Origin of the sequence: Ereboglobus sp. PH5-5 (assembly GCF_029504805.1) — a bacterium.
GTDB lineage: Bacteria > Verrucomicrobiota > Verrucomicrobiia > Opitutales > Opitutaceae > Ereboglobus.
The window spans coordinates 126,856-153,230 of the sequence record NZ_JAQFIT010000006.1 but is presented as its reverse complement, the minus strand read 5'-3'; the positions used below and the strand labels follow the sequence as shown (position 1 = coordinate 153,230).

The following is a 26,375-nucleotide window of genomic DNA, read 5'->3' as shown; positions in this document are numbered from 1 at the left end:
GAGTGTTAAAAAAGACAGGAACTTTGGACAATGGGTGAATTGCGAGTATTTGTCAGGCGTGAAGTGCGCTTGTTGCATTAATTTGCAACGGGAGCGCGTTTTTTGCATGGAGATATCTTTTGTTTTCGTTGTCAGAGACGGGGTTTCCCGATTCAAAAAACATCTTTTTCAATCATTTTGTGTTTCGGCAATGGCTTTTTTTAACGCACACATCAACAGGCGGTTCGTCTTCGCGGCGGTCCTTTGGGTGATTGTGCCTGGCCGCGGGATGGTTTTTGGGGCGTCGGAGGATGCGTCGGCGCGTGAGACCGTCGTGGCGCGTTTGCAGGCGGAACTGCCGGAGCGCAAACTGCCCGTGCTCGACGAGATGCTGCGCAAGGGGCTCGTGAACGGGCCGGACATAATCATGAAGGAATGGCTGGCGGCGGTGGCGCGCGAGGAGGTGACGGTGGGTCGCGCCCCGATGCTGCCCAATGTGAGCGCGTGGGCGCGCCCGGGGGTGATTTACGAGCAGCACCGCGAATCCGGCGCAAAAGACCGCACCGTGGCATCGGTTTTGTTCAACGTGGGTTTTTACCAGCCGCTGTATCATTGGGGGGCGTTGGAGAAAAATTATCAGATTGCGCAAATCCGAAAGGCGATTGCCGAGCGCAATGTCGCCGAGACGCGGCGGGTGCTCGCGGTGGATTTGCGCAGGCGGTATTTCGACTTTGTGCTTGTGTCGAATGACTTGGAGCTTGCGCGCTTGAAACTGGAGCGGGTTCGGAAGGATCGCGAATATGTGCGGCAGTCGATTGACGACGGCTCGCTCGCCCCGGCGGCGCTTGACGGCGCGGACCGCGAAGTCGATTTGCAGCTGCCCGAGGTTGCGCGACTTGAAAACGAATGCGCGGCGTTGCGCGCGACGCTTGTGCAAATCACGGGAATGACGCCGGCGGAAATCGACCGGCTGCCCGTGGAAATCCCCCCGCTTGCCGACATCGGGGATGCGCTGGCGGCGATATCCGGGATCGTGAGCGCGCCGCCATCCGCGCGCGCCGAGGAGATGGCCGACGCGGCAAGGATCGAGAGACTCAATTACGAAATCGCCAAAAAACGCCTGTATCCAAAAATTGGAGTCGAACTCTCGGTCAACCAAGACGACCGGCGCGACGCGGGCGACACGTTCGGGCAAAAATCGCTCATAACAAGCTGGAACGCGTTGCTCGCGGTGAACTGGTCGCTGTTTGACGGGTTTGCGTCGCAAGCCACCCGCCGCGCCTCGCTCAACCGCCTGCGCGCCTATGAAACCAGCCGCGCGCAGATCGAGCAGCAGGAGGGCGCCGAGCGGCGCGCGGAAACGGCCAGGTTGATGATTGCGTGGCGGCAGTTGCAAAACTCCGAGCGCGACCTGGACAGGGCGCGCGAAGTCCTGGAGCGCGCCGGGCAGGATTTCGCGAGCGGCATGCGTTCGCGGCGCGATGTCGATGACGCGAGGACTTCCCTCAATCACGCGACGCACGGCATCCACGCGGCGCGCGCGCAGTTTTACACAACATTGGCGTCGTATTTGTCAAATCGCGGACGGGACCCGGTCGCGCGGGATCGCGGAAACGCGGTCGCGGGAGATTGATATAATCGAAATATAATATTCATGCCGACTTTATAATAATGAAATTGAAACGCATTTTAATAATACCGGGGGTTCTCGCGGTGGCGGCCGCGGTTGGATTCTGGGTGTATTACCAGAGGCTGCCCGTGGCGGTTGTCGATTCCGTGAAACGGGGGACGGCCATGCGCGTGGTGCCCGCCAACATACTCGTCACCGAGTCGTTCAGCATGGATATAAAGAGCGAGGCGGGCGGGCGCATATTAAAAAGCAATGTGCAGCTCGGGCAGGAGGTGCGGGCGGGCGATGTTTTGTATCAAATCGACACGAAGGACCTCGAGCTCGACATCGAGCGCACGGAGTCGGAATACAGGGCGTTCAAGGACAGCATCGCGCTCGGCTCGCCGAGGCGCTTCGAGATTGCCGCCGCCGAGGAGTCCGTGAAAAACAGCACGCGCCTCGCCGAGCAGGGGCGCATTTCCCAGCAGGAGCTGGACCGCGCCAAACGCGCATTGGAGCAGCTCAAGTTTCACCTGGCCAACGAGGAAATATCAAACCGGCAGAGGCTCGAAAGCTTCGAATTGTCGCTGAAGACCAAAAGGCGCTCGCTCGAAAAGATGGCGGTCGTCGTGGCGAACGACGGCACGATATCCGAGATCGTCGCGCGCGCGGGCGATCTTGTCGGCGGAGGGCAGGTGTTGTGCCGCGTCATTTCGCGAGAGCGGCTTGTGCAGGCGCAAATCAGCGAGGAAAATTTTTCGGGTGTGCGCCCCGGCCTGCCCGTGAACATGCAATTGCTCGGTTACGGCGGGCAGCAGTTCAAGGCCTCGGTTGAGCGCGTGCTTCCCAATGCGGATGAAAAAACGCGGCGCTATATTGCCTACTTGAAGGCTGATATTCCGGAGGACCGCCTTGTGCCGGGGCTCACGGGCGAGGCCAGCATCACGGTGGACCAGCATAATGATGTGTTGATCGCCGACAGGCGCGCGCTGCTGGGCAATTCCGTTTTTGCCGTGCGCGACAATCGTGCGTTCAAGGTTGCCGTGAGCACGGGTTTCTCGGGGTTGAACAATGTCGAGATCCTCGACGGCTTGAGCGAAAGCGATGAGATTATAGTGGATTTCCCCGCGACGTTTCGCGACGGACAGCGCGTGCGTGTCGCAAGGCCGGCGGCGCGCTAATATATAATAATGCAAACGAACCTGAAAATCGCGCTGCGCTTTTTGCTGGCGAAAAAGCGTTCCATGCTGATGAGCCTTGTGGGCATCGCGATGGGGGTTGCGTTTATTATATTAACACAGGCGATCACGAGCGGATTTCAGGAGTTTTTTGTTCGCACAATCATCGGCACCGACGGGCCGATGCGCGTCGAGGACAAGATGTTTCAAAACATGACTCCGGCGGTCGGGGCTGTTGACGCCCAGGGCCGCCCGGTCGGGAGCGTGACCGTGGAAAGCAATCGCAAGTATCAGGAGGGCGTGGCCGAGCCGCGATTGCTGGGCGAGGCGATCAAGCGTTTTCCCGATGTCACAAACGTGTCCGCCGTGTTGCGCGGCAACATCGGCATCCAGTCGGCGACGCGCGAGGACGCGGGGCAGGTTTTTGGCATCGAGCTGGACGACCATCTGGCGGTTTCCGACCTGGCGCACCAGATTACAATCGGCGGCATTGATGATTTCAGGCGCGCGCCCTCCGGCGTGCTTGTCGGCTCGGTGCTGGCCAACCGGCTCGGGCTCAGGCCGGGGGATTCCGTGTTAATATCATACGCCGGGCATTCGACGCGTTACAAGGTGTCGGCGATTTATGAAACCGGAATTCGTGACATAGACAAGGTGCGTGTTTTTATGCACATGCAGGAGGCGCGCATATTATTGAACCGCCCCTACGGCGCGACGTATTTGCAAGTCGGTTTGCGCGATATAAACAAGGCGCCCGAAATGGCGGAGCAGGTCTCGCTGATGACGGATCACGTGGCGAAGAGCTGGCAGGAGCGCGAGCAGATTTGGCTGGCGGTGTTCCAGTTTTTCCGGGTCATGGCGGCGATTATAGTATTTACCATAATAGTGGTTTCGGGGCTGGGCATGTTTAACACGCTTTTCATGATCGTCATGGAAAAAACGAAGGAGATTGCGATTTTGCGCTCGATGGGTTTCACGCGCGGCGACATCGGGTTTGTGTTCATGATGCAGGGGATGATGGTGCTTGTGCTGGGTGTGACAATCGGGTGCGCGCTGGGCGCGCTGGCGACTTGGGGCGTTTCGAGCATGCCCATGCCGAACACGGGATTGTTTGCCGCCGACCATATTGTCGTGGCGTGGCGCGTGCTGCATTATTTGGGCGCGGCGTCGGCGTCGGCGGTTGTTGTTTTGATTGCGAGCTTGCTGCCGGCGCGGCGCGCGGCCGAGCTTGAGCCGGCGGCGATCATCCGGGGGGCGTCACAATGAGCGCGATTAATAATAAGGATAATAATATTATACAACCGGAGAACCCGGCGGGAGAGGTGGCGTTGCGTTGTGAGAAACTCGTGCGTCATCTCGGCGAGGGCGAGGCGCGCGTGCATGTGCTGCGCGAGGTTTCGTTTTCGGCGCGTCGCGGTTCGGTCACGGCGATTGTCGGGCCTTCGGGTTGCGGCAAGAGCACTTTGTTATATTTGCTCGGCTTGCTCGACAGGCCGGAGGGCGGGGAAATCTGGATTGGCGGCCGCGATGTCGCGCAGGCCGGCGACGACGAGCGCACGGCGATTCGCAACGAGCATATCGGCTTCGTTTTTCAGTTTCACTTCCTGCTGCCGGAGTTTACGGCGCTTGAAAACGTGATGCTGCCGATGAATCGCTTGGGCCGCTGGCCGGTGGCGAAACGGCTGGACTGGGCGCGGCATTTGCTCGACGCCGTCGGGCTCGGCGCGAAAACACACCGGCTGGCGACGCAGCTTTCCGGCGGCGAACAACAGCGCGTCGCGATCGCCCGCGCGCTGGCAAACCAGCCTTCAATCATCCTCGCGGACGAGCCAACGGGAAACCTTGATGTAAAAAATTCCGCCATTGTGTTCGACCTGCTCACGCGCCTTGCCAAGGAAAACGGCCAGGCGATCACGCTCGTCACCCACAATCCCGAGATTGCGGATCGATGCGATCGCGTCCGCACGATGCGAGATGGCGTGTTTGTCGATTGACCGGGCGCGAATTCATAATTTTTTGTAAAAAAATGATATTCAATGTCTTAAAATCAAGGATGCGCTTGGTTCCCGCTGGTTTCGTGTTATAAATGCCGGACGCTGAAAACAGGCGGCACCATATTTCCCCAAAATTTCCACTTCAAAAAAACGATTGTTTTTTACATGAAAGAAAAGAACCAAAATACTTCATAGCCAAGAGTTCATGACCAATTTCAAAAACCGGAAGTTTTCGGGCAACTAAAGAGAATTATGCTTGTCTGCTACATGTTAGTCAGTTGAAATTAGTCACAAGCAACTACTGTGTGCTAACCAGTTTGTCCTAACACCAAGTAAACCAGAACCAACCTTCTATGAAACCGATAAGTAAAATCAAGATCACCGGTCTCGCATTCGTCATCGTCGCGTTTTTGGCCACCAATTTGATGGCCGTTCCGCAGTCGAAGCAATATCCGGAGTATCCGCAAAGCAATCCGGCTCCGGCTATTGAGGCCACAAATGCCGCTCCCGCAAAAGCCTACACCGAGGCTCCCGCTGCCGCAGCTCCCACAAGACCTGCCGCAACCAAGACCACCACCACGACCACTACCACCAGAACCACCGTCACCGAGACCAAGCCGGCCACCGTTGTCACCACAAAGACCGAGAGCAAGCCCGCTTATGTTGCTCCCGTGGGCACTGGTGCGATTGGCAACCGTTTTGACTCCAACCTTTACACCATTGAAAAGACCCTGCTCAGCGCACCCGGCGAAGTCGGTTCCGCTTATCAGTATCGCGTTCGTGTCACGGCGCTGGCCGACATCACGGAAGTCCGCGTCACGGAGCATCTCCCCGAAGGCGCGACCTACGTGGGCGCCACGCCCGACGTTGCCAAGAGCGGCAACGACCTCAACTGGGGTTATGCCTCGATGCGCAAAGGCGAGCAGCAGGATACCGTCATCACCGTCCGCCCGAACATGGAAGGCGAGTTCCTGACCGCCACCAAGGTTTGCGTTGACCCCGTGGCCCGCCTCGGCTTCCGCGCCGGCTCCCCGCGTCTTGCCATCGAAAAGATCGGCCCGCGCGAGGCCGAGCTCAACAGCACGATCGGCTACACGGTGCGCGTCTCCAACGTCGGCACGGCCACCGCCAAGGATGTTGTCGTTGTTGACAACCTCCCCTCGGGCCTGCGCGGCAGCGAAGCACAACCCACCTACACCATCGGCACCATCGCCGCCGGCGAGACCAAGACCGTCAGCATTCCCGTCACCGCCGCCTCGCAAGGCCAGTGGGTCAACAAGGCCACCGCCACCGCCAGCAACGCGGCCTCGGTCAGCGCCGAGTCGCCCGTCACCATTGTCATGTCCCGCATTGGCGTGACCAAGACCGGTCCGGAGCGCCAGACGATCACCCGCAACGCCACTTACACAATCACCGTGACCAACGAGGGCAGCTCGACGCTCGACAACATCACTGTCACGGACGACATTCCGAAGGGCTCGAAGCTCGTCTCGGCCTCCGACGCGCCTGTCACCCAGAACAACAACCAAGTTGTTTGGACCATCGCCTCGCTCGCTCCCGCGCAGAGCGTGACCCGCAACGTCACCATCACCGCCGCCGAGCCGATGACCACCACCAACAAGGTCACCGCGCGCACCGGCAAGGGCCTGACCGCCACCGCGGCCGCCACCACCATCTGGGACGGACCTCCGGGTGTGCTCACCGAGATCATCGACAATGTTGACCCGATCCGCGTCGGCGATTCCGTCACCTACACGATCCGCATCACCAATCAGGGCGCCTATCGTGAAGTCAACAGCCAGATCCGCGTCATCTTCAGCGATGAAATCACGCCGGTCGCCTGCTCCGACAAGACCGCCACAATCACCGGCAAGGTAGTCACACTGCCCGACATGCTCCTCAAGCCGCGCGGCGTCATCACCTTCACCATCCAAGCCAAGGGTGCGCAGGAAGGCGTCGCCACGACCCGCCTTGAGTTCAACTCGTCGTTCCTCCCGAAACCGATCAACAAGGACGAAACGACCTACGTTTACTAACTCAGCACAGCAAGGTGCTCGTGCGCGCCGCCTGCCAAATGATCGAAGGCGGGCGGCGGTCGGGCACCTCTGCATTACCCATATTTTCCTGTAAAAATTATGAAACTAAGAACCATACTCGCCCTCGTCACTGCCGCGGTCGGACTCACGACACTCAATGCGCAGGCTCAAACCACTTCCCAATGGGAAGGTTCCTTCGAAATGCGTTACGCCACGCGCTACGTGTTTCGCGGCGATAAGAAAGCCGGCCAGTCCATGCAGGCCAACTTTGAGTTTAATCCCATCACCGGCCAAGACGGCTTCTTTGTCGGCGGTTGGGCCAACCAGCCCTTCGCCTCCGAAAAGGACTTCGAATTCGACCTCTACGGCGGTTACAAATACCACTGGCAGGGCTTTGAGTTCACCGGCGGTCTCATCGGATACTTCTATCCCGAAGCCGACAACGACCAGACCGATTACACCTACGAAGTCTATGTGAGCGCAGGCCGCGAAATCCTCGAAAACTGGGGCGCGAACGTCACCGCATATTACGACATTCGCACAAAGGACTTCACTGTTGAGGCGGCGACCGGCTATCGCATCCCCTTCAACATCGAGCAGTTCCCTGCCTCGGTCGATTTTAGCCTCTTTGTGGGCAATAGCAACATCCGCGACCAGTATCCCGACACGCCGGGACCCGACGTCAAGGATAACTATAGCTACTACGGAGTCACAGTCAGCGCCTCCGTTTGGTTCACCAAGCATCTTCGTGCCACTGTCGGCGTGCAATACGGCGACACCATTAACCGCAAGTCCTGGTCCTATGGCTACAACGATGGCAGCGACAACCTCTACGGTTACGCGGGCATCGGCCTGAAGTGGTAACAGTTTCAAGGCGGGGCTCGCGCTTGGCATTAACAAGCGCAGCCCCGTTTTTTTTTGCCCAAAACCTAACTTACCGTTAAGGCAGTTATTTAACATCAAGAAAAAATGGCATCACGCAAAAGCAAAAAAAATAACACGATCTACGCAGTCGTGCTCTTGCTGCTATTGCTCCTCGCAGGCTGGCTGCTTTGGAAAGTGATGGCTCCAGGTTCGACAACCCAAACAGCCGGCACCCAACAGCAACCGGCACCGGCCACTCCGATCACCCCCTATACCCCCGCGCCCCCCGCCGCGCCCATTCCAACCATCAGTTTTTCGATGCCGCCGTCGCCGTCGCGCCAGACCGCGCCCGCAGAGCAGCCCGCCCCCCCACAACGGGCCGCTCAACCGACCTCCTCCACGCGCGCCACAACCGCCGCTCCGGCGCCCACGCGTTCCACGACCACTAGAAAATCGACAAAGACTGCGCCCAAGAAGACGGCAGCCGCGACGCCCAAGAGCTCCGTCCGCCGCGCTCCCACACGCCCAACCCGCCCCGCGGTGGCAGCAACGGCGACCACAGGGATGCCCGGCAGCCCGATTGACGGCATGGCTATTGTTAAGGGTAAGCGATATGACCCTGCCACGGGTCGGCACTATCTTATTTGTGCGAGTAGCAAAACCAATCTCACCTACGTTTACGAAGTAGACATCGCGACCTATAACGAAGCCACCGACCGCCTGATGTATAATCCCGCCAAGGTCGCCAACTGGAAGTTCATAAGCAGCCAATAACGCTTTCGCCCTCAAAAAAATCAACGACCATATGTCTTATGCTGACGCGCTCTTTATAGCGCGTCTTTTTAGTGCGGAAAACGAAAAGATTGGGAAAGGGAAATGGCGCTGGCTTTGTTGGTGGTTTGTCCTAACTGCAACGCGAAGGAAAGACGCTCCGCGACAAGCATGGTTTTCGCATTTAAAGGCGGCCTATAACCATTTGTGGAAACGCCACTTCCTAAACGGCACCTTCAAGTTATTGAATAAAATTGACAATAATAATGCTAATTATGTGCTTTTGCGCAAACGCGCAACCATGGTTCCCATAATACTGTGGCCGCGCGGATTAAAATAGCGGGGCTTGGCCCCTTTCACGGGCGAATTTTTCATCAAGACACAACTTTCATAAACAAACTATGAGTAACAAATCCTCTGCAATTCTCACTGCCTGTATTTTGGCCCTTTGGGGCTTTTCCAGTGCCGTGTTTGCGCAAACCACATCCGGCACATTCACCGGCTCCGGCACCAATTGGAGCGACTCGGCTAACTGGACATCCCCCGACGCACCCGGGGCGGTGGCCGGTGACGCGGCTTCGTTCAGCACAATATCGCCTTCGCTGCTAAACGGCCGTGTCATCCTGCTCGATGCGGGGAATGTCACACTTGGCGAGCTCAACGTCACCGGGCCGAGCTCGTCCGCGTCGCGCACCACGCTCGGGTTTGACGCGGCGGCGGGGAAGTCCTTCATCTTTGATTCCGGCATCGCGGGCACGCCGGCCGAGCTCAATCTTTCGGGCAATGTCAACCTGACCATCAATCCCGCGGTCAGCCTGGGCTCCGACCTTGAGGTCAATAATTTGGGCAATTACGTCAACACGCTCGCGTTCACCAACACCGTCGCAATTGGTGGCAACACACTTTATGTGAACCCCGTGGCGATCGCCTCGACCGTCCGCCTCGGCGGCGCGCTCGCCGGTTCGGGCACGCTGGTCAAGACCGGCGGCGGCACGCTCGTCCTCGCGAATGCCAACACCGCGTTCACCGGCAAGGTCCGCTTCGAGGCCGGCACGATTTCGCTCGAGGCCAACAACGCCCTCGGCGCGTCGCCCATCGTGGTGACCACCGGCAACGCGAAGGCGTTCGCCGTCACCGGCGCGCGCACGCTTGCCAACACCCTCGCGTTCGACGCGAGCGCGTCCAGCCTTGCCATCAACGGCGGCTCGGGCTCCTCGCTCACGCTTGGCGCGTCCGGCGCGACCACGCTCGGCGCGGCGGCCACGACCTTCAACATCGACGCGAACACCTCGCTCATTTTCGGCGCCTCGCACGCCATCACGGGCGCGGGCTCGCTGGTGAAGGACGGCTACGGCACGCTCACGCTTTCCAGCGGCAACAGCACCTTCGACGGCCTCATCGTGCGCCAGGGTTACGTCAACACGTCGGCGTTCACGGGCGAGCTCGTCCTTGGCGCGGCCTCGGCGGGTAAAAATATTCTCGGCAGCGGCAACATCACGGTCATGGGCGACGACACTCCCGGCGACGAAACCATGCTCACCTTGACCGGCGCCAACGCCAGCGCGCTCGTCACGTTTGGCGGCGGGCTCGTTACCATTTCCAACAACGCCAAGCTGCGAATTGAAAACGCGGGCGTGGCGCTCACCTCCGGCACCATCGATTTCGGCACCGGCGCGCTCAAGGGCAACCTCTTCTTTAACGGCGACGTGACGCTCGGCGACACGGTCATGCTCAACACCACCTCCGCCGTCATCAACCTCGGCAAAAACGTCGCCATCAACGCCGGTTCGCTCGTCGCGGCGGGCACCCCGCTTGTCATGCGTTCCGAGACGGGCGCCGCCCGCGGCCTTACCGTCAACGGCGTCGCCACCATCGCCGATCTCACCGTGTCGGGCACGGGGCTCGTCACGCACACCAACAGCGTCGGCGGCGCCACGACCACGTTTGCGAAACTTTCGTTCATCGACTCCGGCTCGCTCTCGCTTGGCGGTGGTAGCGTCGGCATCGGCTCGCTGTATTTTGACACCGGCGCGCTTGTCGCCGGAGCCGCGACCCAGCTCGACGGCGCGGCGGTCTCCACGCTTGGCGGCGTGAGCAACACGCTCTCGCTCGGCGGTCACGACCAGGCGTTTGGCTCCCTTGCGCTCGCCGCGAACACGCAGTTCCTCATCGACTTTGGCAGCGACGGCGGCTCGACGGCGACAGCCCTCGGACTCGGCAACACCACGCTCGGCGCCAACTCGATCCTGAAGTTTAGAAACTACAGCGCCGGCGGTTCGTTGACGGACGATCTCATTACCACGCTCAACACGCTTTCGTCCGGGGAGCTTTCGCAAGTGTGGTTCTACGGTTACAACAAGGGCGCGGAGTATGACTCGGGCAACCTCGTCCCCATCGCGGGCAATTACCTTGAGTCTGTGTTCGACAACAAAACCGACGGCCTTGCCACGACGGGCAACTGGAAATGGTTCGACGCGACCAACTGGGTCGGCGACGACGAGTTCAACATCCCCAATTTCGCCGGCGCCAAGGCCACGATTAGTTGCGCCGCTATCGGCTCCACAATCAGTTCCTCAAACCCCATCACCCTGGGCGGCAACACCGTCACGCTCGGCTCGCTGACCATCGACCCCACCGGCTATAACAGCAGCTATTTTGCCATCAACACGGGCACGTTCGTCTTCGATAACAACGGCGCCGGCGCCACGCTCACCCAAATTTACGGCGTCAACCTTCAGATTCCCGCGGCCATTGTGCTCAAGGACGATCTCACCATCTACTCCGGCAATTACGTGCTGCTCAACGGAATCGTTGAGGGCGACAAAAACATAACAAAAACCGGGCCGGGTTATCTTTATATCTGGACCACCGAGAAGACGGGTTTTTCCGGAACGCTGTTCCTGGAGGAAGGCATCCTGACATCGGAAATGCGCAACAGCACCGGCACTTGGCTCGGCGACGGCACCGTCGTGCTGCGCGGCGGCGTGTTCCAGTCGTATCACGCCGACAACAAGCTGAAGTTTTCCGGCGCGTTTGAGATCGAGGGTGACGTCACACTGAACCGCCTGAACTTTCTTTACAACGGCTCCGTTGATTTGGATTCGGTTTATAAACTCGCCATAAACTCGATGCCCACTGACCCGGCGGAATACGCCTCCGTCACCTTCGGCGCGGGAATCGATTTCACGGGCACGGGCGGGCTGGTCAAGGCGGGTGGCGCCGCCATGGAAATGCTCGGCGACAACAGCTCGTTCTCCGGCGGCCTCACGATCAATACGGGCGCGCTTTACACAACCATCGGCGCCGCCGGGTTGCGCATCGGCGCGGTCGAGGCCGGTAAAAATTATCTCGGCTCCGGCGAGCTTTTCCTGACCGGTGGCAACAGCGTTATCAATGTCGAAACCGGCGGCAACGCCGTCCTCCTCCAGGGCGCGGACACCTTGCACACGGCCACCATCACCTTGAACAACAACTCCGCGTTGCGCTTCACCGGCGACGGCGCGGTCACGCTCGGCTCCGACATGCGGATTATTTCGTCCGCGGGCGCGGGCACGCTGTCCGTTGCGGGCGATGTCATTTTTTCGGGAGCCGTCTACGGCAACGGCGTTGACTCATCCCGCTCGCCGACCCTGCGCCTCGACACCAGCACCAACACCACCGGCCAGTCCTACGTGAAGGCCGGCGGCGCGGCTAACGCCAATATCACGAATCTCTCAAACATTGCCAAATACGGCAACGGCATCAGCACCTTCTATCACAACGGCGCCGACGCAGCCAATGTGAACAGCATCACGACGGGCACCGTTTACGTATACGGCGGCATCCTCCAGCTCGGCAAAAGCGACCAGCTCGTCGCCGGCGCCCTCGTGCTGCAAGGCGGTGCGTTCGACGCCAACGACCACACAAACGCAATCACCAACCTCTACTTGCGCGACAACAGCTCGCTGATCCTCGGCGGCGCGGGCGGCCTCACCTTCACCAACGCCATGACGGCGGCGGACGCGAATTGGAGCCGCTCCAAAATCCTCATCGTTCAAAATGCCGACGGCAACTGGGCGGCTGGCGACACCGGCGCCTACGTCCGCTTCAGCAACGACAATTTCGCAGCAATCTCCGACAGCCTGCTCGCCAACATCGCCTTCACCGGCTGGGAAACCGGCGCGAAAATCGAGCAGGGCGGCGACGGCTTTTATTATCTCCTGCCCGACACCGGCAGCGCCCTCCGCACAACGGAATGGTCCGGCGTCGGCGGCGCCTCGGACTGGAGCGACACCGCCAACTGGCTCGACAGCACCGTGCCCAACGTCGCCACGGCCAGTGTCACTATTCGCGACATCGACTCGGGCCTCGCGGCCAAGACCATCAACGTCGATGGCGGCTACGCGCTCAACCACCTCAACATCGAGACATTCCAGTCGCGCGTCACGCTCGACGGTTCCGGCATGCTCACCTTCAACGGCGTCGGCGCGATCGAGGACGCATCCTTCGCCCGCATCAAGCACGCCGGCTCCTCCATCCTTGCCATTGGCAGCGATGTCACGCTTGCAACCGACACCGAACTCGCCACGACCATCACGCCCGCGGCCAACACCACGGCGTTTCCCGGCTATGTCGTCTGGTCGGGACAAATACACGGCGGCGGCAAGCTCGTCAAAACCGGCGCGGGCATGCTCCGCATCACCAGCGACAACGCCGCCACATGGACCGGCGGCGCGGAACTGCGCGACGGCGGCCTGATCCAAATCGGCGCCAGCAACGCGTTTGGCTCCGGCGTCCTCACCCTCGGCGACACGCTTGCGGACACCCAGACCCTGGAGGCATGGTGGACATCCGGCGGCGGTGGCGCATCCGTCGCCCTGCCCATCATAAGCAATCCCACCGCCGCCGCGCTCGCCGCCGCCACGCGCGTGCTCGACAACGACTGGATCCTCAACGGCAGCCTCAAGCTCCAGCGCGAAACCGGCAACGGCGCGGGCGCCGAAACCGGCAACATCACCCACTTGCGCATGACGGGCGACGGCGTCCTCTCCGCCGGCACGCACAGCATCAGCGTCTGGGGTGCAAACAACGTCTATTACAGCACCGACACCTCGGTCCGCAACAGCCAGCAACTGCTCAGGGTCGACGGCAACATCAGCGGCGCCGGCGGCCTCGCCCTCGGCGGCTACGGTTCGCTCATGCTCACGGGCGCAAACACCTTCGAGGGCGGCGTCACGCTCAACGGCGTCGAAATCTACGCCGGGCACGACCACGCGCTTGGCGATGCCGCCGGAGTCATCAAATTCGGAGCCGTGCACAACGGGTTTCACGCGTGGAATCCGGCCGGCAACACCTTTCTCGCCACCACCGGCGCGTCCCGAGTTGTGTCCAATCCGCTCAGCTTCAACGGAGGCCAGCAAACATTTCGCGGTAATTTCACCTTCGACCACGCCGGTGTCTCGACCATGACGGCGGCCACTTATTTTTATGTTTATAACACCTTGATCTTTGGCAAGGACCACATCCTCGACGGCACGGGCAGCCTCTATAGAATCAACTACGGCGGAGGCACCATGCGCCTCCAAGCGCCCAACCGCTATTCCGGAGGCACGCTCTTTGAGGTCGGCGTCTTGGAAATCGGCATCGACAGCGTGCTCAATCCCGACGGCACCGTGCAAAGCGGCGCGCTCGGCACCGGCGCGCTTACGTTTCAAAGCTCGGGCGCCTATCTCTCGCCCTATTCCAACGACGCCGGCACGACCTCGCGCACGCTCTCAAACGCCATCGAATTCAGCAACGGCAGCAACGCCTTCCTCGTGCGGAAATCGCTGGCTGCTGACAACGTCGCGCACACCCTCATCCTCGACACCCCGACCATCACGCTCAAGGGCGGCAATTCCTACGCCATCAACGTGCTCTCCGGCGCCACCCTCGCCATCAAGTCGCAACTGCTCGACACCAACAACACCAGCGGCTTCACCGCCAACGGCGCCGGCGGCATCATCGAGCTCTCCAACGCCGCCAACATCATCACCGGCGGCATCAACATCACCAGCTCCGGCACCGTGCGCGCCGTCGCCGACATCGCGGGTGACGGCCATGTCACCATCGGCGCCGCGGACACCGCCGCCAACTACCTCGGCACCGGCGTCCTCACCGTTTCCAACGCCAACGGCGCGTTCGAAATCGTCACGCAAGGAGCCGACGCCGGCAACCCCGCCCTCGTCACCATCGCAAAACGCGCCGACGGCCAGTCGGCAATCGTCCTCAACAACGGCGGCAAGTTCAACGTCACCGGTGCCGCCGTCGTCACGCTCCTCGGCGACGGCGTGACGCTTGGCAGCACCACCGCGGCCAATCGCGGCACGCTATTTTCCTCCGGTATCATGCGGGCGTCCAACGCCACGGTCGGCGTGAAACTCTCCGCATCCTCCCTCGAAATCACCGGCGGCGTCCTCACCCTGGCGGCCGCCAACCTCGTCGGCGGCGTGCAGGCGCTCACCCTCGACAACGGCACGCTCGATCTCGGCGGTCACACCCAGACACTCGGCGGCGGACTCCTCATCTCCGGCAATTCCACCATCGACTTCGGCGCCAATACCAGCCTCACCAAGTTCATCGCCGCGGACCTCCTTTTTGATGTCGGGGCCCAGCTCGCCTTGATCAACTGGAAAGGCAACGCCATCACCGGCGGCGGCCTCAACCAGATCATTCTCAGCGGCGCGAGTTCCGAGCAGCGCTACGCCGACGTCAACTTTGGCTCCCAATACGCGCTCGGCGGCAAGACCATGAAGATCGGCGGCGACTGGGTGCTCGTGCCCTTCGGCGTCGCCTACGCGTGGGACGGAACCTCCAACGATGAGTGGAACGGTGAAAACTGGCTTTCCTACGACGCAGGCAGCGACACCTATTATCCCACCAACGCCAAGCCGGATTACAAAGGCAAGGGCGCCACCTTCGGCGATGCCGACGCCAGCCTTGGCGGCAAGGTGATTAGCAACGTCAACGGCATGGTCATCGGCGGCATCGGCCTGAGCCGCACCTATGCCGACAGTTTCACCATCGGCACCACCGGCGACATTATCAACCTCGATAGCGACGGCGGCAACACCTACATCACCGGCGACGCGCTCTCGAAGGCCTCGATGATCATTAATGCCGGGCTCAACCTCGAATACGACCGAGGCGTTGGATCAAACAGCTTCGTCGTCACGCACGAAGGCTCCGGCACCATCACGATCAACGGCGTCATTGAGGGCAGCCAGGCCATGATCAAGCGCGGCGCGGGCGTGCTCGTCCTCGCCGGCGCAAACAGCTTCACCGAGGGCTTCGCGCTCGAAGGCGGCCTCGTGCGCATCGCCGCCGACGGCACCGCCACCAACGGCCCCCTCGGCGAGGGCAAAGTTATCCTCAAGGGTGGCGCGCTCGAGGCGCTCGGCGCGGACCGCACACTCCTGGCCAACCCGCTCGACATTGCGGGCAGTTTCAGCGTCCTCGGCGACCACCGGCTCGCCTTCGCCAACGTCACGACATCCACCGTTTCCACCAGCGCCACCGTGACGATCGACACCGGCGCCGCGCTCAGCCTCGCCGGCGCGCTCACCGGCCCCGGCACGCTCACCAAGGCGGGCCAGGGCGTCCTCATCCTCGCGGGCGACAACTCCGCCCACGCCGCCGGCATCGAGCTCGCCGCCGGCAAAATCGAAGCCCTCACCAACACCGCCCTCGGCGCCGGCGTCCTCAACGTCACCGGCGACGCGATTCTATCAAACACCAGCGCCGCATCCGTCGCGCTCTCCAACACCATCGCGCTCGCAACCGGCAAGACACTCTCGCTCGAAAACACCGCCGCCTCCGCGCTCGCTCTCAACGGCCCCGTCACCGGTGACGGCGCGCTCGCGAAAACCGGCGCCGGCGCGCTCCGCGTCACCGGCTCGAACGACTACGCCGGCGGCACGCAAATCACCAGCGGCAGCCTCGTCGCCCAAAACGCCGCCGCGCTCGGCAGCGGTTCCGTCACCATCGGCGCGACCGGAAACCTCGCGCTCGATTTCACCGGCACATTTGCAAACATCCTCGCGGGCGGCGGCACCACGCATGTCAAACAAGCCTCCGTCACGATCACGGCCGACAACAGCGACTACGCGGGCGACTGGCGCGTGCACGGCTCCTCGATGATGATTGTGAGCGCGACTGAAAACATCGGAACCGGGGATCTCAACCTGGCCGGTTCCTTGAGGGTCGCGTCACCCGGCAGCTTTGTTCTCACCAACAAAGTTGACAGCGTGTCCACCTACGCTGGCGACATTTCGCTGAACCTCGCGGCGGGCGGCACGTTGTCGTTCGTATCCACGGCGCAGGGCGGCAACTTCACCGGCACCGTCAATATCAACACCGGCGTCCTCAACCTCGACTCTGTTGCGGGCGATGCGACCAACGGCGTTCTCAAAAACGCCCTCGTCTCGCTCAACGGCGGCGCGATCAATCTCAATGGCGACCAAACCGTGCGCAACCTGACACTCATTAACGGCGGCACGATGATCGTCGATTTCGGCCAGGAAAAACTCAGCGCAACCGACATCAACATCGTCGGCTCCGCCACGATTGACAGCAACCCGGCCGGCGCGGGCGGACTCCTCTCGCTCGACGATGGCGTCACCGCCGCCATCGCCCAAAGCGCCAATGCCGTAACTGGCAACATCGCCAGTCTCAGCCTCAAAGGCGCGCTGAACAGCACGACCATGCTGAGCGACATCATCCAAGGCTCCGACACCGCCGCCAGCCCGACCGCAAAGGCCGTGCACAACTACGTTTTCTCCGCCATGCACGGCGGCACCCACGGCATCTTCCTCAGCAGCACGCTCACCGCCGTCGAAATCCAGTCCGGCAAAACCTTCACCCTCTCGCAAACCGACGGCGGAGGCGCGCAAGACTTCAAGGCCCTCATCACCCAAGCCGCCGGCTCGCCCGCCAATCTCGCCATCGCCGCGGGCGCCACCGCGGGCGACCTCATCACCCTCGCGCCCGCCGCCGCCTACACCCACACCGGCACCACCACGATCGCCAGCGGCTCCGTCGCGATTGCGGCGACCGCGCCCCGCGAGCTCTTTGCCAGCAGCACCGCGTTCCAAATCGACGCGGGCGCGACGCTCGTTGTCACCAATTCCCTCGCGCTCAACCATCTCGGCGGCGCGGGCAAAATCGCGCTGACCGGCGGCGGCATCACGCTCAACAACACCATCGCGTCCCAATACGACGGCGTCTTTGAGGGTGCCGCGCGCATCGAAAAAACCGGCGCAAGCACGCTCACGCTCACCGCCGCGAGCACCGGATTCACCGGCACGACGCTCGTCACCGGCGGCACATTGCGCCTCGAAAACCTCGCCGCCACGGGCACAGGCAGCGTCACCGTGGCTTCCTCCGCCGTCCTCGACCTCGCCGACGTTGGCGACTTCGCCAACAACATCGGCGGCAACGGCGTCGCCGTCGTTTCTGAAAACGGCGTCAACCTCACCGGCGCCAACACCATCGCCGCGTGGAATATCACCGGCTCGGGCACCGTCAGCGGCACGCAAAATCTCGGCGCCGGCAACGTCAGCCTCGCGGGCGGCCGGCTCGCGCTCGCGCCCGCCGCCGGAGGCTGGACCTTCACCAACACGCTTGGCGGCGACGGCACGCTCACGGCAAACTTCGCCGACGCCACCGGCACGCTCGCCTTCGCGTCCGGCCTGAACAATTCCTTCACCGGCACGCTCGCCATGCGCGGCGGCCACCTCGCCCTCGACGCCAACGCCGGCTCGCTCCTCGCCAACGCCGCGCTTGTCCTCGGTCAAAACGGCTCCACCGAAATCAACGCCAACCGCGTCATCGGCGCGCTGGAAATGGACGGCGGCACGCTCATGGTCGAAACCACGGGCGCGCACGTCAGCCCGACCGGCACGCTCACCGTCACCGACCTCGTCGCCGGCAGCGGCACCATCAAAATGTCGAAACCCGTCACCGTGGTTGACGACACCGACGTGATCAACGCCCCCTCGTTCTTTGCGCAAACCGGCACGGTCCAGCAAATGATCGTCAACGCCACCGGCAGCGTCACCGGCACAGGCGTGCAACTCGACATCATCCAATACGACGGCACGCCCGTCTCCGGCAACGCCATCGCCACCGGCATCCGCGACGCCTCCAACGCCGTCACCGGCACCGCGAGTTACGATTTCTACGCCGCGGTCACCGGCAGCGGAATCGGCTGGGCCTACGGCCTCGTCGAACTCAGCGCCAACGCCGGCGCATCCATCACCCTCTCCAACTCCAACGCCGCCCAATCCGCGCTCGGCGTGAAGCTCACCGGCTCAGGCGGCTACACCATGAGCGGCACCGGCGTGTATTCCATCGGCAACGCCGCCAGCAATTACGAAGGCGCGACGCTCGTCACCGGCGGCACCGTGCGCATGCTCACCGACAACGCCTTTGGCGGCACACCGCTCCTCGACCTCGCCGCCAACACCGGCGTTGACATGAACGGCAAGACCCAGACCACCGGCACGCTCAACACCGCCGCCGGCAGCACGCTCGATCTCAACGCCGGCGTGCTCACCCTCACCAACGGCGGCACCTCGCTCGGCGCGCTCACCGGCTCCGGCACGCTCAACACCGCCGGCCGCCTCGACATCCGCGGCGCCAACACCGGCCTCTCCGCCGACATCGCAAACACCGGCACCATCCGCATCGACAACACCGCCGGCCTCGGCCGCTCCGGCACGCTCGCCAACAACAACCTCCTCGCAATCGACACCGCGAGCGGCACCTTCGCCAAGTCCGTCACGGGCGCGGGCAACATCGCGCTCGCCGGCAGCACCGTCACACTGGGAGGCAACAACACCGCCTTCACCGGCACCTTCGACATCGCCGCCGGCTCGCGCCTCGCCGCCTCCACCAACGCAAACCTCGGCGCGGCAAACTTCGTCGGCGCGGGCGTTTTTGAAAAACAAGACACCGCGACCACGATCACACTCACCCACGCCAACGCCGCCTTTACCGGCACGACCCTCGTCACCGGCGGCACGCTGCGCCTCGAAAACCTCGCCGCCACCGGCACGGGCGCCATGGTCAACAACGCCGCGCTCGACCTCGCCGCCACGGGCGATTACGCCAGCAACATCACCGGCTCCGGCACCACCTTTGTCACCGCCAACGGCGTCAACATCACCGGCGTCAACACCGGCTCGGCCTGGAACATCACCGGCTCCGGCACCGTTTCCTCGACCGCCAATCTCGGCGCGGGCGACACGCACATCGACGGTCTCCTCGTGGTCAAAACCGGCGACTCATGGCTTTGGGGCAACACCCTCACCGGCTCCGGCACGCTTTCGGTAAACCTCTCCGGCTCGACCTTCTCCTTCGGCTCTTCAGCCGTCAGCCCTTCAGACTATTTCGAGGGCACCGTCACTCTTGCCAACACCACAATGAACCTCGGCGACGACTCCAACGTCACCGCCCTCAAAAACGCCACCCTTCAACTCGACGCCGGCTCCGCGCTCCACACCAACGCGGTCACCGGAACAATCGGCGGCCTCACGCTCAACTCCGGCAAACTCTGGATTCCGAAAAACGGCGTCGATCCCTCCGAAGTCCTCAACGTCGGCACGCTCTCCATCACCGACGCGTCCAGCGTGATCGTGTTTGAAAACTACACCTCCGGCACGCACGCCGCCGTCGAGGTCGGCAAAAACTTCCTCGACCAGGACGGCCCCGGCTCCAACGCCACGCTCCTCGTCAAGGCCGGCACGCTCGCCGAGCACGCCTCCCACCAACTCGACATCGTCAAGGCCGACGGCACCGCGCTCTCCGAGGGCCAGGTCATCGACTACGGCAATGTTGAGGCCACCTACGGCTACGCCGCAATCACCGCCAGCGCCACCACCAGCACGGGACACGAAGGCGGCCTCTACTACGATTACGTGCTGCGCCAGCTCAACGTGAAGGACGGCGAAACCCTCGTGCTCACCAGCACCGGCGCGACCGACAACACTCTCAGCGCCGACATTGCCGGCCTCGGCGGCGTCACCTACACCACCGGCTCGCTCATCGTGCTCACCGGCTCCAACAGCTACACCGGCACAAGCACTCTCAAGAGCGGCACCGTTCAGGCGGGCGCGGGCGTGGACAACGTCCTCGGCAACACCAAGCTCGTCATCATCGAAATCCCCGCCACCTTCGACCTCAACGGCAACGCGCAAACCATCGCCGAAGGCGGCCAAATCGACGGCCACATCACCGGCACCGGCGCGCTCACCCTCGCCGGCGGCACATTGACCGTCACCAGCGCCAACACCGATTACACCGCGCAAACGACCATCGGGGCCGCCGCCACCGCGCGCCTCACCGACGCCGACGGCCTCGGCTCCGCCGACATTCTCCTCGACGGCATGCTCAGCTTTGAAGCCACCGGCACGGCGCGCAGCACGCTCTCCGGCGCCGGCACCCTCCGCGTCGCCGGCGGCGAAGTCACGCTCGCCACCTCCAACACCGGCTTCCACGGCACGGGCACCGTCGCCGCCGGCCGCCTCGTCGCCACGCAAATCGACACGCTCGGCGATGCCGACATCGGCGTCGCATCCGGCGCGGCTTTCGAGCAAACCGGCATGTCCGGCACGCTGCGAAACAACATCACCGGCGAAGGCACGCACTACGTGACCAGCAGCACCATCACCATCGCGAACACCGCCTACGACATCGCCGTCACGACGCTCGACCAAAACGCGCAACTCAAGCTCGCGCGCGACGCCGTCAGCTTCGGCACCCTCAACATGCACGGCGGCGCGCTCCTCTTCGACAATCCCTCCGACACCGCGGCAATCGCGACCCTCGGCGACACGTCGGGCCTCTTTGTAATGAACGCCGACCTCGCCGCGCAAACCGCCAACCGACTCGACCTCGGCAACGCCGGCTCCGCCACGCACTCCGTTTACATTCTCGACAACGGCATCGAGCCGACCGCGCACAACATCTCCATTGAAATCATCACCGCGCAAACCCCCGGCGTCGCCGACTTCGTGATGGCCAACCCCGGCGGCAAACTCGAATACGCCCTCACCTCCATCGAGCTCGTTCGCGGCGACAGCAGCATCTACGCGCCCAATCCGGACAGCTGGTATCTCCTCGACCAGGGCCTCTCGCATTCCGCCGACGCGATCATCAACACCGCCTCGGCCCTCGCCCTCGACTGGGCCAGCTCCCTCGACGCCATCCACACGCGCCTCGGTGACATCCGCTCCGAAACCCTCGGCTCCAAGCCTTCCGCCGGCGGCATGTGGTTCCGCTCCCGCGGCTACCGCCTCAACGCCGCCAACGAACTCTCCGGCATGAGCTTCAAGCAATACGGCTGGGGCGTCACCGGCGGCGCGGACAAAGCCTTCGCAACCCAAGCCGGCGTGAACTTCATCGGCGGCTTCATCGACATGGGCAATGTTGACCGCCGCCTCGACAATGCCGGCGACGGCAAAACCCGTTCCGTGGGCGCGGGCGTTTATCTGACCATGCTCGGGAACAACGGCTGGTTCCTCGACGGCACCGCGCGCTTTGACCGCTACAACAACGAATTCGACGCCAAGTCCGTGAGCGGCCGCGTCACCCACGGCAAATACAACACCAATGGGCAGAGCCTCTCGCTCGAGGCGGGCCGCCGCCTGCAACGCGCCGACGGCTGGTGGATCGAGCCCGGAGTGCAAATGGCGGTCCTTTGGCTCAAAGGCTCCGACTACTCGACGCGGGCCACCGTCGGCCAGCGCGCAATCGACGTGAGCGTTGGCGATTCCGACACCTGGCAATATCGCGCGCTGGTCCGCGCGGGCCGCCGGATCCGCGACAGCAAGTGGCACCCCTATGGCAAGTTCGCCGTGGTCGCGGTCGATTCCAACGGAGGCGAAATCACCGCCCACAGCAAAACCTTCAAGGCCGACTACGACGGCAGGCGCATCGAAATCGGCTTCGGCACGAGCTACCGCCTCAACGACATCAGCCAGTTGTATTTGGATTATGAATACGCGAAGGCCGCCTACTACGACCGCCCCTGGTCCCTAAACCTCGGCTACCGCCGCCTGTGGTGATTTTCGACGCGAAGGCGCGCGCCTTCGCGTGCGCTCGCTGCGATTTGATCGCGCGCTTGGCTCCAAAGTCTAAATTCGTTCGCAAATGGCATTATGACTTGAACTCGGGTTTCCCCGGCGCAGCGTGTGTCGAGGATGCCTTGTTTTGCTTGATGTCGCATCCGCGCCGCCATCCAATATTTCCCCCAATGATTGCAGTCCAAAATCTCACAAAGGTATTTCGCGACAAAAAGCGCGGCGAGATTCGGGCGGTCGATGATGTCAGTTTTACCGTCGAGCCGGGGCGCATCTACGGGTTGCTCGGCGCGAACGGCGCGGGAAAGACAACGACGCTGCGCATGCTCGCCACCCTGCTCAAACCCACCGGTGGCACGGCGATCGTCAACGGGTTCGATGTCACGCGCGAACCGGAAAAAGTCCGCGTAAACGTCGGCTTCATGGCGGCAAGCACCGCGCTCTACGGACGTCTCACGGCGCGCGAGACGCTCGTGTATTTCGGACGGCTAAACGGCTTGGCGGACGCGGAAATAGGCGCGCGCATCGGGCGGCTTTCAAGCGAGCTCGACATGGATGAATTTCTCGACCGGCGCGTGGATAAATTTTCCACGGGCATGAAACAAAAGGTGTCCATCGCGCGCACGCTCATCCACGACCCGGCGGTCATGATTTTCGACGAGCCCACGATCGGGCTCGACGTGATGGCGGCGCGCACAATCGTGCAATTTATCCGCGGTTGCCGCGAGCGCGGCAAGACGGTCGTTTATTCGACGCACGTGATGAGCGAGGTTGAAAAACTGTGCGACTGCGTGGGCATTGTGCACGGCGGCAAATTGCTCGCCGAGGGAAGCGTGCCGGAGTTGCGCGCGCGCCACGGCGAGCATGACATGGAGGAAATCTTCGTGCGCGTGGTTGGCGGGGCGGACGGGAGTCCGGCTTCCGTCGACCTGCGATTGAAGGGGGGCGCTCAATGAACTGGCGGCAAATCTCCACCGTGTATTGCAAGGAGCTGATCGACACGCTGCGCGACCGGCGTTCGCTGATCTCGATGTTTGTCGTGCCAATCGTCGTCATTCCCGTGCTCATGTTTGGCGCGGCGGCGGTCAGCTACAAAAGCGTGCGCAAGGCCTACGAGGAAATCCCGACCGTGATGCTGATCGGCGGCGCGGACTCGCCGCGGCTGCGCGCGGCGTTTGCCGCCGACAAACGCATAAAACTGGTGCCCTTCGCGGATGATTACGCGGCGCGGATCGAGAACAAACAACTGCGCGCGGCGGTTGAGGTGCCGGACGACTTTGACGCGACCGTGGCGCGATTGGGAAAAGCGCCTGTGGTGATGATTTATAATTACGCGGGCGACGTGCATTCCGGCGCGGCGGTGTCGGAGCTGACGCGTTTTTTCTCCTCGTATGGGGACAAGATGGTGCGCTCGCGCCTGGCCGCGAAAAATCTGCCCGCGGATTTCCACCGCCCGTTCACCGTAAAAAGGCAAAACGTCGCCCCGCCCGAAAAAGTGGGCGGCGCGCAACTCGGCGGGCTGATTCCATATTTGCTCATTTTGCTGTGCTTCACCGGCGCGATGTATTCGGCGCTGGACCTGACGGCGGGCGAGAAGGAGCGCGGCACGATGGAGACGATCCTGTGCAGCCCGGTCGGGCGCACGGAACTGGTGCTGGGCAAATTCCTGCTCGTGCTGACGGCGTCGCTGGTGACGGTGGTGTGCACGCTCGCGTCGCTTTCGCTGACGGCGCTTGGCGCGGTGCGCCTGCTCGCGGGCGACGCGGCGGTGCAAGGCGCGAAGGTCGTGGGGGAGGGCGGGCTGGAGATATCGGTGAGCCTGCCGGGATTGTTCGGCGTGTGCGTGCTGGTGGTGCCGCTGGCGGTGTTGTTTTCCGCGGTGCTGTTTTCGGTGGCGCTGTGCGCGAAGAATTACAAGGAGGCGCAGAGTTATGTGTCGCCGCTCATCTTCGTGATCATATTGCCGGCGGCGCTTGCGATGCTCCCGGGCGTGGAGTTGAACGCAAAATACGCCCTCGTGCCGCTCCTGAACGTGGCGCTTGTGAGCAAGGAAATGGTCTCGGGAAATTTCCCGATCGGCATGATCGCCCTGATCTTCGGCTCAACCTGCGTATACGCCGCCGCCGCCCTGGCAATCGCCGTGCGGATGTTTAAAAAAGAAAGCGTGATTTTCCGGGCGTGAGGGGTGATCAGTTTTGAAATGGTATAGGTCGCGGATTTCGAAATTTTTAACTCGCGGTTCCCGCATGAATAAATAGATAAATTTCGCATGGCTAACATACCTGCAAGAATTGAAGCACGCTTTAAAGAAACCCTAAAACGCTTTCAGCCTGTTGTTGAACAAGCCAAAGCTCGCGATGTTGGAGAGGCGGATACATCCACCCTTATAAAGGACATACTGGCTGAATTATTTGGCTACGACAAATATTCGGAAATTACTGCGGAATACATGATCAAGGGCACTTATTGTGATCTTGCTGTTAAACTCGATGGAAAGATTGCCCTCCTTGTTGAGGTTAAGGCTATCAATATTGATCTTAAGGAAGCGCATTCAAAGCAGGCTGTAGATTACGCAGCAAATCAAGGTGTAGAATGGGTGATTCTCACTAATGCGCAGACTTGGAATTTGTATAAAGTCACGTTTGCTCAACCAATAGGGCAAGAGCTTTTGCTTTCATTTCAGTTTAATAACCTCAATGCTAAGGACGAGGATGATCTCCAGGCTCTCTACCTTCTAAGTAAAGAAGGGCAGAGTAAATCTTTGCTCAATGAGTATCACCAACAAAAACAAGTGCTTAGTCGTTTCGCTATCGGAGCTATAATATTGAGCGATCCTATTCTTGCGGCTATTCGCAGGGAATTGAAAAAAATTTCTCCTGAAGCTAAAGTCGACGTGGCTGAGATCAAGGAGGTTCTTGCCTCCGAAGTCATCAAGCGTGATGTCCTTGAGGGAGATAAAGCCGATGATGTGAAAAGAAAAATAACACGCGTTGCCAAAAAATTGGAACGCGAGAAGAGTAAAGCGGCAGTTCAATTACCGCAAGAGTCTGCACAGACTGCCGTATCTGCTGTTCCTGTTTTGTCGGATCAATCGGTTCCGCAGGCCCCGCAATGAGTCTTATCATTGTTGGGGGACACCAAGTTTGCGAATGTAAATGGTTCCTCTTAACTTTCTCCCATCATGAAAGAGATTATATTCGATGTGCGTGAGGACGAAGTTAACAGCGACTATACCGCCTCGGCTCCCGGCGCGGGCATTCATACCGAGGGCGACAGTCTGGACGAATTGCGCGCCAACGTAAAAGAGGCTGTGGAGGCGTATTTTGACGAATCCATGGACGCCCCCCTCATTATCCGGCTGCACTTTGTTCGTGACGAAGTGTTTGCGCGATGAAACTGCCGCGCGATGTTTCGGCTTGGACTTGGTCAAGGCGTTGAAAGAATAGTGGCAAGCATGACGCCAAAGGCGTCACACAACTTAGCCCGGGGTGCGCGTAAAGCGCGCAACCCCGGGTTGCCAATAACACGCAGACCGGTGCCCTGTAAGGAGCGCGACAATGTTGCGGGGTTCGTGACGATTTGTTGCGCCCATTCAGGGCGCTGAATTTTAAAAACAAAGCCCCCAGGGTGTCGCAGCCTCCACCCTGGGCTAAGTTGTGGCACGCCTTTGGCGTGCAAAGGCGGCTCATACCCATGCCTCGACGCTAATCCCATGTCTCGACCGGCTAAATCCCACAAATACTCGCCCTTGGCTTCGCTTCTTCTTCGCGCGCGCGGTATTTTGAAAAATAATTGTCGACCGGGTTTTGGTTTTCCCGCGTGACGGCGCGGGCGGTTTTTTGTAT

At 61.4% G+C, this 26,375-nt stretch carries 12 protein-coding genes; all 12 read left to right on the top strand.

The genetic code is table 11. The annotated features are described in order from the left end of the window. Nucleotides 1-190: 190 nt before the first annotated feature. The 12 genes from M2103_RS05470 to M2103_RS05415 all read left to right on the top strand — a co-directional run bounded on the left by M2103_RS05470 (nucleotide 191) and on the right by M2103_RS05415 (nucleotide 25,924). The gene (locus tag M2103_RS05470; RefSeq protein ID WP_277509246.1) at nucleotides 191-1,612 is read left to right on the top strand and encodes a TolC family protein; all 1,422 of its coding nucleotides are present in this window, start codon (nucleotides 191-193) and stop codon (nucleotides 1,610-1,612) included. A 38-nt stretch (nucleotides 1,613-1,650) separates the two neighbouring features. Then, complete coding sequence (locus tag M2103_RS05465; protein ID WP_277509245.1) at nucleotides 1,651-2,769, top strand: efflux RND transporter periplasmic adaptor subunit; 1,119 nt, start codon at nucleotides 1,651-1,653, stop codon at nucleotides 2,767-2,769. Nucleotides 2,770-2,778: 9 nt separating this feature from the next. Further along, nucleotides 2,779-4,032, top strand: a complete 1,254-nt coding sequence (locus tag M2103_RS05460) for an ABC transporter permease (RefSeq protein WP_277509244.1) — start codon at nucleotides 2,779-2,781, stop codon at nucleotides 4,030-4,032. Continuing rightward, a complete protein-coding gene (locus M2103_RS05455) occupies nucleotides 4,029-4,760 on the top strand; it encodes an ABC transporter ATP-binding protein (RefSeq protein WP_277509242.1) in 732 nt (243 codons plus the stop codon). Before M2103_RS05460 ends, M2103_RS05455 begins: the two co-directional genes overlap by 4 nt. 353 nt (nucleotides 4,761-5,113) lie before the next feature. Beyond that, nucleotides 5,114-6,796, top strand: a complete 1,683-nt coding sequence (locus M2103_RS05450; RefSeq protein WP_277509241.1) for a DUF11 domain-containing protein — start codon at nucleotides 5,114-5,116, stop codon at nucleotides 6,794-6,796. 99 nt (nucleotides 6,797-6,895) lie between these two features. Next, nucleotides 6,896-7,660 (top strand): hypothetical protein, encoded by a 765-nt coding sequence (locus M2103_RS05445; protein ID WP_277509239.1) that lies wholly within the window; start codon nucleotides 6,896-6,898, stop codon nucleotides 7,658-7,660. A 105-nt stretch (nucleotides 7,661-7,765) separates the two neighbouring features. Next, entirely contained in the window at nucleotides 7,766-8,434 is a 669-nt protein-coding gene (locus M2103_RS05440; protein WP_277509238.1) for a hypothetical protein, read from the top strand. Nucleotides 8,435-8,898: 464 nt separating this feature from the next. Next, complete coding sequence (locus tag M2103_RS05435; RefSeq protein WP_277509237.1) at nucleotides 8,899-22,515, top strand: autotransporter-associated beta strand repeat-containing protein; 13,617 nt, start codon at nucleotides 8,899-8,901, stop codon at nucleotides 22,513-22,515. 188 nt (nucleotides 22,516-22,703) lie between these two features. Next, nucleotides 22,704-23,486 carry an ATP-binding cassette domain-containing protein gene (locus tag M2103_RS05430; protein WP_277509236.1) on the top strand — a complete coding sequence of 261 codons (783 nt, stop codon included), beginning with the start codon at nucleotides 22,704-22,706 and terminating at the stop codon, nucleotides 23,484-23,486. Next, complete coding sequence (locus M2103_RS05425) at nucleotides 23,483-24,712, top strand: ABC transporter permease (RefSeq protein ID WP_277509234.1); 1,230 nt, start codon at nucleotides 23,483-23,485, stop codon at nucleotides 24,710-24,712. The genes M2103_RS05430 and M2103_RS05425 overlap by 4 nt, the downstream gene beginning before the upstream one ends. 87 nt (nucleotides 24,713-24,799) lie before the next feature. Further along, entirely contained in the window at nucleotides 24,800-25,645 is an 846-nt protein-coding gene (locus tag M2103_RS05420; RefSeq protein ID WP_277509233.1) for a type I restriction enzyme HsdR N-terminal domain-containing protein, read from the top strand. A gap of 66 nt (nucleotides 25,646-25,711) precedes the next feature. Then, nucleotides 25,712-25,924 carry a hypothetical protein gene (locus M2103_RS05415; protein WP_277509232.1) on the top strand — a complete coding sequence of 71 codons (213 nt, stop codon included), beginning with the start codon at nucleotides 25,712-25,714 and terminating at the stop codon, nucleotides 25,922-25,924. The last annotated feature ends 451 nt before the right edge of the window (nucleotides 25,925-26,375 follow it).

Bases quoted from the DNA above. Each gene is read 5' to 3' on its own strand.
- M2103_RS05425 (WP_277509234.1), top strand. From the start codon at position 23,483: ATGAACTGGCGGCAAATCTCCACCGTGTATTGCAAGGAGCTGATCGAC.
- M2103_RS05470 (WP_277509246.1), top strand. From the start codon at position 191: ATGGCTTTTTTTAACGCACACATCAACAGGCGGTTCGTCTTCGCGGCG.
- M2103_RS05420 (WP_277509233.1), top strand. From the start codon at position 24,800: ATGGCTAACATACCTGCAAGAATTGAAGCACGCTTTAAAGAAACCCTA.
- M2103_RS05450 (WP_277509241.1), top strand. From the start codon at position 5,114: ATGAAACCGATAAGTAAAATCAAGATCACCGGTCTCGCATTCGTCATC.
- M2103_RS05440 (WP_277509238.1), top strand. From the start codon at position 7,766: ATGGCATCACGCAAAAGCAAAAAAAATAACACGATCTACGCAGTCGTG.
- M2103_RS05455 (WP_277509242.1), top strand. From the start codon at position 4,029: ATGAGCGCGATTAATAATAAGGATAATAATATTATACAACCGGAGAAC.
- M2103_RS05445 (WP_277509239.1), top strand. From the start codon at position 6,896: ATGAAACTAAGAACCATACTCGCCCTCGTCACTGCCGCGGTCGGACTC.
- M2103_RS05430 (WP_277509236.1), top strand. From the start codon at position 22,704: ATGATTGCAGTCCAAAATCTCACAAAGGTATTTCGCGACAAAAAGCGC.
- M2103_RS05465 (WP_277509245.1), top strand. From the start codon at position 1,651: ATGAAATTGAAACGCATTTTAATAATACCGGGGGTTCTCGCGGTGGCG.
- M2103_RS05460 (WP_277509244.1), top strand. From the start codon at position 2,779: ATGCAAACGAACCTGAAAATCGCGCTGCGCTTTTTGCTGGCGAAAAAG.
- M2103_RS05415 (WP_277509232.1), top strand. From the start codon at position 25,712: ATGAAAGAGATTATATTCGATGTGCGTGAGGACGAAGTTAACAGCGAC.